This is a genomic window from Lacrimispora xylanisolvens (assembly GCF_002934545.1).
Classification (GTDB): Bacteria; Bacillota; Clostridia; order Lachnospirales; family Lachnospiraceae; genus Lacrimispora; species Lacrimispora xylanisolvens.
This window is the reverse complement of the sequence record NZ_PTJA01000015.1, coordinates 159,220-168,079: the sequence shown is the minus strand read 5'-3', so window position 1 is coordinate 168,079 and position 8,860 is coordinate 159,220. Positions and strand designations below refer to the sequence as shown.

Sequence of the window (8,860 nt, the reverse complement as noted above, 5' to 3'; positions counted from 1 at the left end):
AGGTAGATAGGGCAGAGGTGGAAGCATGGTAACATGTGCAGCTGACTGTCACTAATAGGTCGAGGGCTTAACCAGGTTGGTTTAGGTAAGAGGAAGAACGGATGAAAGATATATAACAATGTGTGGTTTTGAGGGTATATGTATTATATGTAATGCTACTTAAAATAGGAATGCGTAAATCCAGGTGTGGGTTTGCGCTTTTTTTGCTTTCGAGAAGAACTGTTACCAATCATGAAAAAGTGAGATGATTAGAATGAATAAAAATGTGAATAAGAAAACTCCAGTTATATTGATTACCGGGTATCTTGGTTCAGGGAAAACCACATTGCTTCAGGGATTGCTGGAGAGTGGTGATAACAGCGGTCTTGCACTGGTTATTAATGATATGGGCAGTGTAAATGTGGATAGTAAGCTGATAAAAAATGAAAATTGTTTACAAGAGACTGCAAAAATGGTGGAATTACAGAATGGATGTATCTGCTGTACTTTGCGGGAAGAATTTATGAATCAGATAGAAGAACTTTCTAAGGATCAAAGAGTAGAAAAAATATTAGTGGAGGCATCTGGAATCAGCAATCCGGCATCCATAGCGGAGGGGTTTTTGATGTCTGAAGAGGAAACGTATTCTTCAGGCGTATACTTACAATCCATTATTACAGTCGTGGATGCGGATCGGCTTTATTATGAATTCCTGGATGAGATGGAAGAGCAGCTGAATGACGATGGGGAAGAGGAACCTGATATCATTAACCTGGTTATAGATCAGATTGAATTTTGTAGTACAATTATTTTAAATAAGTGTGATTTATTAACTCCGGCTAAAACGGAGCAGGTAATCAGTACAATAAAGCAGATTCAGCCTGAGGCAGAAATTATTAAGACTGCATGGGGGAAAGTAGATACCAGGCTTATATTTGATGGGAAAGAGTTTGATTATGACAGAGTTATGAATTCGTCCTCTTTACAGAAAGCACTTGCCAGAGAGAAGCAACTTGATGATTCTGGTATAGATGATTATGGAGTTTCTTCTTTTGTTTATGAAGTAAGGAGGGCGTTTGACCGGGAAAGTTTTATGGAATTACTGGAAAATAACTATCCGGAAACAATCATACGGGCGAAAGGCTATATCTGGTTTTCTGATGATTCGGTACATGCCCAGCTGTTTGAACAGGCGGGAAAAAACGCCTCCATTTCAGAAGCTACCAGTTGGGTGGCGGCACTTCCAAATGACGAGAAAGAGGAGATCCTTCAGAATTATCCGGATGTGTTGGAAGATTGGGATGAGATCTTTGGTGACCGTATGAATCAGATCGTATTTATTGGCAGAAATTATGATAAATTAGAGATGACGTGCGCTTTAAACAGGTGTATTGATAAAGAACTATAAATTTATAGCAGAGCGTAGTGGAAGGAGAAATATCGAATGATCAAAGTACTATTTGTATGCCTTGGTAACATTTGCAGATCACCCATGGCAGAATTTGTAATGAAGGATCTGGTGGAAAAGAAGGATTTAGCATCTGAATTTTATATTGCATCCGCAGCTACCAGCTCAGAAGAAATTGGCAATCCGGTTCATCATGGTACGAGAAATAAATTAAAGGAATTGGGGATTTCTACAGCAGGAAAGTGCGCGGTTCAGCTGAAAAAGAAAGACTATGAAGATTATGATTATATATTGGGAATGGAGCAGAGAAACATTGCCGGAATTATGAGAATTATAGGGAGTGACCCAAAGAGGAAGATAAAGAGGCTTCTTGATTACTCCTCCAATCCAAGAGATATTGCTGATCCGTGGTATACTGGTGATTTTGATGTGACGTATACCGATGTAAAAGAAGGATGCGAAGCATTACTGGATACTATTCTTAAGGCAGAAGGCATCAGGTAAACATAAAGCAGGTGGGCGTTCCCTTATTCTTTGGTGAACGTCCACCTGTTTCATTTATTCTGTTAATCATCCATGTCTATAATAGTGATATTAAGAGCTTCACTTGATAAATTAATTTCCTTGCCTGCCACACTGGCTGGATTAATGAAGCGAATGATTGGCCGAAGTGCAAATCCTGGAGTATTGTCTTTGACAACAGCTGTGCTTCCATCACTTAATCTGACAATGGTGCCAATCGGATAGGCGGAAACACATTGGAAAAAGGCGGATAACAGTTCCGGGTCAAAATGGGAATTACAGCAGCTGGTCAGATAATCAAAAATCTTTCTTGGATTCCATGCCTTTCGGTATGGTCTTGTGGCACTTAAGGCATCATAAACATCTGCAATAGCAAGGATACGGCCGTATAGAGGAATGTTCTCCCCTGCAAGACCAAAAGGATAACCGCTTCCGTCATATTTCTCATGGTGAGTCTGGATTCCCTGAAGTACTGCCTGGGAAATGGAATTACAGTTAAACAGCTTATCATAGGAAAGACTGGGATGCTGCTTCATAATCTCAAACTCTTCCTTGGTTAAAGGTCCTGGCTTATTGGTAATTTCAATTGGAATATCAGTTTTCCCGATATCGTGGAGAAGACCGCATAGAGCCAGGTCATTCAGCTTTGAAATAGGGAGACCAATATAACGCCCAATAAGTACACTTAAAATACCTACATACAAACTGTGGGAATAGGTATAGCTGTCATAGTCTCTGATGTCAATCATCTGAAAAAGATACTTGTCCATGTTTAAAACATTCATAACGACGGTTTTTGCTACGTCGGCAATATTCTCATATATCTGTCTGCTGGTCTGAAAGGTGACTTTTTTCAGGCTTTCTTCAAATGTTTCCTGTATGCTGATCAGCATTTTGGCCTTTAATTCAGGCTCCACGATATCTACTGGCTCGATTCCTTCAGTCAGTTCAGTCTGAATATAAGCTCCCTGAATTCCTATACTCATCATTCTGTTTATCGTGCGTTCATTCAGGACGTAGCCAGTTACGGCGAAAGGCAGCATTGGGTTTAAACCTGGTATGTTGCGGGCTAATTCCATACCTGCAGTCAATTTTTCAATTGGTAAATAAATCAATTCTTTGCACCTCAACAGACTATATGACAGTCTATTCTTTCTGTTCAGTAGTTTCCTATTTATGTTAGAATTAGAAATAATTGTATATTAATATCTTAAATTATAGTTGGATTTGACAAATGCGTCAATGAAAATTTGATATCTGACAGGTGGATTATTGTAGAAAATTGTGGTTTCATTTTGTACAATAACATGATAAGGTGGTAAAATATGGTAATTTTAATATAAAATTAATTCATAAGAAATTAAAATAGAACCATTCATACTTGACCGTCATCCTGCATAAGTATGTAAAAACGTCCTAGCAGGGGGATTTTCTTGAAGGAATATATTGAAGAACGCGCGGTTGCGATCGCCAACTACATCATAGACTACCATGCAACCGTTAGGCAGACAGCAAAGAAATTTGGGATATCCAAATCTACGGTACATAAGGATGTGACAGATCGTTTAGAGCACATCAATCCGTCCCTGGCAGCCCGGGCCAGGGTCATCCTGGACATTAACAAATCCGAGCGCCATATCAGAGGCGGCCTCGCCACCAAGGAAAAGTATCAGCACCGACTTCAGATGTGCAGTAAAAAAGATTTATAAAACAAATGAGTGGGGGGACAGCCGCTGTTTGAGAAATGGTAGACATTCTCAGACAGCGGCTGTTCTATTTCATGAAAGACAAAAATTTTACAAAAAACTGGTTGACATGAATCCGTAAAATATGTTATTCTTTACCCCAGTATGAAGAGACATTATCGTTTTCATGCAAATATTGACCACTTCGTAAGAAGTTAAGCCCAGACGGACAGGCGGGTCAGCTGCCGAACGTGGGAAACCACATTATTGATTGAGTTAGAAGCTCAAATTTTATAAGTTGATTACTTTATAATCAGTGCATCTGCACATCATCTTGTGAAACGATCAATAATAGCAGGGACAGTATATTTGCTATGTAGACTCGAAAACGGTAATTGTCATGAATAGTTAGCAGACGGAGGGTGACTCCGTTAAAAGATTCATGAGATTTCAGGCAGGTGATGTACATTCACCTGCTTTTTTTGATTGTAAGGAATTTTATTGCAGAGAGGTAATTTGCCATATGAACAGAGACGATCAGATGAGAGCTCCGATTTATGATGCTCTTGAGACATTTAGAAAGAAAAGAGTAGTGCCCTTTGATGTACCCGGGCATAAACGGGGAAGAGGAAATCCGGAGCTGGCACAGCTTCTCGGTGAGCGTTGTGTAGGGCTTGATGTGAATTCCATGAAGCCGCTTGATAATTTGTGCCATCCCGTGTCAGTGATCCGGGATGCGGAACGACTGGCTGCGGAGGCTTTTGGAGCGGCAGATGCGTTCTTAATGGTAGGAGGAACAACTTCGGCAGTACAGAGCATGATTCTCTCTGTCTGCAAGGCCGGAGATAAGATTATTCTTCCGAGAAATGTCCATAAAAGTGCGATTAACGCTTTAGTGCTTTGCGGAGCAGTTCCCGTTTATGTTAATCCGGAAGTAAACAGTATGCTTGGGATTTCCCTTGGAATGGAGATCAGCCAGGTTGAGAAGGCAATTGAGGAGAATCCGGATGCTGTGGCAGTGTTTGTTAACAATCCCACTTATTACGGAATCTGTTCCGATATCCGTTCCATTGTGCGTCTGGCTCATGCACATGGTATGAAGGTTCTGGCAGATGAAGCTCATGGAACTCATCTTTACTTCGGTAAAAACCTGCCTGTTTCCGCTATGGCGGCAGGAGCAGATATGGCCGCGATTTCCATGCACAAATCAGGAGGAAGTCTGACTCAAAGCTCACTTCTTCTGCTCAATACCGGTGTGAACGGGGATTATGTGCGTCAGATCATTAATTTAACACAGACGACCAGTGCGTCCTATCTCCTTCTTTCCAGCCTTGACATTTCCAGACGGAACCTGGCGCTCAGAGGAGAAGAATCCTTTGCGAGGGTGACTGAAATGGCAGAGTATGCCAGGGAAGAAATCAATTCCATTGGGGGATATTATGCATATGGCAGAGATTTGATAAATGGTACCAGCATCTTCGACTATGACGTGACCAAGCTTTCCGTTTATACCCTTGGAAATGGTCTGGCAGGAATTGAAGTGTATGATCTCCTTCGGGATGAATATGATATTCAGATTGAATTTGGAGATATCTGCAACATCCTTGCCTATATTTCCATTGGTGACAGAATACAGGATATAGAGCGCCTGGTAGGTGCTCTGGCAGATGTAGAGCGTCTTTATAAAAAAGACAGGACAGGTATGCTATCAGGAGAGTACATAGCACCAAAAGTGGTGATATCTCCCCAGAAAGCATTTTATTCAAAGAAGGTATCTGTTCCGGTAAAAGAATCAGCTGGTAAGATCAGCGGAGAGTTTGTGATGTGCTATCCGCCAGGGATCCCGATTTTAGCGCCTGGAGAGATGATTACAGAAGAAATTGTGGAATATATCGTCTATGCAAGAGAGAAGGGATGCTCTATGCAGGGAACAGAAGATCCGGCAGTGGAGAATTTAATGGTACTGACAGAGTAATTTCCGGTAAGTGGGAAAGATGGAGGAAAAGATGGAGATATGGTTTTCAGAATTGCATACATCCAATGTTAAGCTTTCCGTCCGGATTGACAAGCAGCTTTTTTCCGGCGAAAGTGAATATCAGAGAATCGATGTATTTGAATCCCAGGAATTCGGAAAGTTTGTAGCCCTTGACGGAGACATTGTTTTTTCGGACAAAGATGAATTTATTTATGATGAGATGGTTACCCATGTACCCATGGCAGTTCACCCCGATGTGAGGAATGTACTGATTATCGGTGGAGGTGACGGAGGTGTGGCAAAGGAGCTTTTGCAGTATCCTTCCATTGAATCCATTGATGTGGTTGAAACGGATAAACTGTTTGTAGATGTATGCCGGGATATATTTCCTGAGGTGGCATGCGGGCTGGATGATAAGAGGGTGAAGGTTTATTACGATGACGGACTTCGTTTTCTGAGAAACAAAAAAGAAGAATACGATCTGATTATTAATGATTCCACCGATCCGTTTGGACATACTGAGGGACTTTTTACCAAAGAGTTTTATGGAAGCTGCTATAAGGCGCTTAAGAGCGACGGAATCATGGTTTATCAGCATGGCAGCCCTTTTTATGACGAAGATGAGCTGGCTTGCAGAAGCATGCACAGGAAGGTTTATCGTTCCTTCCCCATCAGCCGTGTTTATCAGGCTCATATTCCGACCTGCCCGTCAGGCTACTGGCTGTTTGGTTTTGCATCAAAAAAATATCACCCCATTAATGACTTTAAACCTGATAAATGGAACAAAATGAAAATAGAGACATGGTATTACACTACCAATCTTCACACAGGAGCATTTATGCTTCCAAAATATGTGGAAGATCTACTGGAAGAGGAGGAAAAGGAATGAGCAGATTATTAGTAATCGGATGCGGCGGAGTTGCCGCAGTAGCAATCAACAAGTGCTGCCAGAACAGCGAGGTATTTACAGACATTTGCATCGCAAGCAGAACAAAGGAAAAATGTGACGCGTTAAAGGCAAAGCTGGAGGGAAAGACAAAAACAAGAATTGAAACCGCAAGAGTTGATGCAGATCACACAGAGGAAGTCATTGCCTTAATTAAGAGCTATCAGCCCGATGCCGTGTTAAACGTGGCACTTCCCTATCAGGATTTAACCATTATGGATGCCTGCCTGGCTGCAGGGGTGGATTATATCGATACGGCTAACTATGAGTCGGAAGATACGGAAGATCCCCAGTGGAGAGCAATCTATGAGAAACGGTGTGAGGAGCTTGGTTTTACAGCCTACTTTGATTATTCCTGGCAGTGGAATTACAGAGAGAGATTTGAAAAGGCAAACATTACGGCTCTTCTTGGAACCGGATTTGATCCTGGCGTTACCAGTGTGTTTTCCGCTTATGCTCTGAAACATTATTTTGATGAAATTCACACCATCGATATTTTAGACTGTAACGGCGGTGATCACGGATATCCATTTGCAACAAACTTTAACCCTGAGATTAATTTAAGAGAAGTATCTGCAAACGGATCTTACTGGGAAGATGGCCACTGGATTGAGACGAAACCTATGGAACTGAAATCCAGGTACAATTTCCCAGAGGTGGGTGAAAAGGACATGTATCTCCTTCATCATGAAGAGATCGAATCTCTGGCTAAGAACATTCCTGGCGTTAAGAGAATCCGCTTCTTTATGACCTTTGGACAAAGCTACTTAACACATATGAAATGTCTGGAAAACGTTGGAATGCTTTCAACGGCTCCCATTGAATTTAATGGCCAGAGCATTGTTCCGATCCAGTTTTTAAAGGCACTTCTTCCTGATCCGGCGTCCCTGGGACCAAGAACAGTTGGAAAGACCAACATCGGCTGCATTTTTACAGGAATCAAAGATGGAAAAGAGAAAACCATCTACATCTACAACGTATGCGATCATCAGGAGTGCTACAAAGAGGTGGAATCACAGGCAATTTCCTATACAACCGGAGTTCCGGCAATGATCGGTGCCATGATGGTGGTGACAGGACAGTGGAAAAAACCAGGTGTGTTCAATGTAGAGGAATTTGATCCCGATCCATATATGGAGGCTTTAAACAAATGGGGACTTCCCTGGGTAGTCTGCGAAGATCCTGAGACTGTAACTGTGTGGAGACAGGAATAATCATGAAGATAGAGGAACTAAAGACTCCCTGCTACGTAATTGATGAGGGCAGGCTGACTGATAATTTGAAGATTTTAAATGGGGTGAGAGAGAGAACCGGATGCAGCATTCTTCTTGCACAAAAGGCATTTTCCTGCTTTGCAGAGTATCCGTTAATTGCAAAATATATTGATGGAACCACTGCAAGCGGTCTGTATGAAGCCAGACTTGGGAAAGAGGAGATGGGACTTTCAAACCATGTTTTTGCCCCTGCTTATAAAGAAGCGGATTTTGAAGAACTGACAAAAATCTGTGATCACATTGTATTTAACTCTTTTTCCCAATTGAAGAAGTATAAGGACTGCCTGAAGGGGGTAAAAGCCGGCATCCGGGTAAACCCCCAATGCTCCACACAAGATGGGCATGCCATTTATGATCCCTGTGCACCCGGCTCCAGGCTGGGTGTGACAAGGGAGCAGTTTGAGGAGGAGTATCTGCCTTATATCTCCGGCATTCATTTTCATACTCTTTGTGAACAGAATGCAGATGCACTGAAAACGACTCTGGATGCAGTGGAAGAACAGTTCGGAGAATATTTTTCCCGGTTATCCTGGATTAATATGGGCGGAGGACATCATATAACCAGAGAGGATTATGATCTGGAGCTTTTGGAATCCTGTATCAGGAGAATTCAGGACCGGTACGGGCTTCGTGTTTATTTAGAACCTGGAGAGGCAGTCGCTTTAAATGCTGGTTATTTAGTGACAGAAGTGCTTGATGTGGTGGATAACGGAATTAAAACCTTAATTCTTGACGCTTCCGCATCCTGCCATATGCCGGATGTACTGGAAATGCCTTATCGTCCGCCGTTAAAGGACAGCGCAGAACCGGATGAAAAGCCGTTTACTTACCGCCTGTCTTCCTGTACCTGTCTGGCTGGAGATGTAATCGGAGATTATTCCTTTGATCATGAGATTAAGCCTGGGGACAAACTGTATTTTATGGACATGGCTATTTACTCCATGGTGAAAAACAACACATTTAACGGCATGCCCCTTCCTTCCATAGCGATTATGGATCAGGCTGGAGAATGCCGCATTATAAAAGAATTTGGATACGAAGATTTTAAAAACAGGCTGTCTTAATGTGCCT

At 42.0% G+C, this 8,860-nt stretch carries 8 protein-coding genes; 7 read left to right on the top strand and 1 reads right to left on the bottom strand.

Annotation, left to right across the window (positions count from 1 at the left end):
* The first annotated feature begins 253 nt into the window (after nucleotides 1-253).
* Together BXY41_RS23030 and BXY41_RS23025 are read left to right on the top strand one after the other, a co-directional pair.
* The gene (locus BXY41_RS23030; RefSeq protein WP_104439227.1) at nucleotides 254-1,387 is read left to right on the top strand and encodes a CobW family GTP-binding protein; all 1,134 of its coding nucleotides are present in this window, start codon (nucleotides 254-256) and stop codon (nucleotides 1,385-1,387) included.
* A 36-nt stretch (nucleotides 1,388-1,423) separates the two neighbouring features.
* Nucleotides 1,424-1,891 (top strand): low molecular weight protein-tyrosine-phosphatase, encoded by a 468-nt coding sequence (locus BXY41_RS23025; protein ID WP_104439226.1) that lies wholly within the window; start codon nucleotides 1,424-1,426, stop codon nucleotides 1,889-1,891.
* Nucleotides 1,892-1,953: 62 nt separating this feature from the next.
* Here the strand turns inward: BXY41_RS23025 and BXY41_RS23020 are convergent, their stop codons facing one another.
* Complete coding sequence (locus tag BXY41_RS23020) at nucleotides 1,954-3,024, bottom strand: HD-GYP domain-containing protein (RefSeq protein ID WP_104439225.1); 1,071 nt, start codon at nucleotides 3,022-3,024, stop codon at nucleotides 1,954-1,956.
* A gap of 318 nt (nucleotides 3,025-3,342) precedes the next feature.
* On the opposite strand from BXY41_RS23020, the gene spoIIID reads away from it, so the two are divergent.
* The 5 genes from spoIIID to nspC all read left to right on the top strand — a co-directional run bounded on the left by spoIIID (nucleotide 3,343) and on the right by nspC (nucleotide 8,853).
* Complete coding sequence (spoIIID, locus tag BXY41_RS23015) at nucleotides 3,343-3,618, top strand: sporulation transcriptional regulator SpoIIID (protein WP_104439224.1); 276 nt, start codon at nucleotides 3,343-3,345, stop codon at nucleotides 3,616-3,618.
* A 499-nt stretch (nucleotides 3,619-4,117) separates the two neighbouring features.
* Nucleotides 4,118-5,569, top strand: coding sequence for an aminotransferase class I/II-fold pyridoxal phosphate-dependent enzyme (locus tag BXY41_RS23010; RefSeq protein ID WP_104439238.1), 1,452 nt, complete (start codon nucleotides 4,118-4,120; stop codon nucleotides 5,567-5,569).
* A 31-nt stretch (nucleotides 5,570-5,600) separates the two neighbouring features.
* Entirely contained in the window at nucleotides 5,601-6,458 is an 858-nt protein-coding gene (gene speE, locus BXY41_RS23005) for a polyamine aminopropyltransferase (RefSeq protein WP_104439223.1), read from the top strand.
* Nucleotides 6,455-7,729 (top strand): saccharopine dehydrogenase family protein, encoded by a 1,275-nt coding sequence (locus BXY41_RS23000; protein WP_104439222.1) that lies wholly within the window; start codon nucleotides 6,455-6,457, stop codon nucleotides 7,727-7,729. The genes speE and BXY41_RS23000 overlap by 4 nt, the downstream gene beginning before the upstream one ends.
* Nucleotides 7,730-7,731: 2 nt before the next feature.
* The gene (gene nspC / locus BXY41_RS22995) at nucleotides 7,732-8,853 is read left to right on the top strand and encodes a carboxynorspermidine decarboxylase (protein WP_104439221.1); all 1,122 of its coding nucleotides are present in this window, start codon (nucleotides 7,732-7,734) and stop codon (nucleotides 8,851-8,853) included.
* Nucleotides 8,854-8,860: the final 7 nt, after the last annotated feature.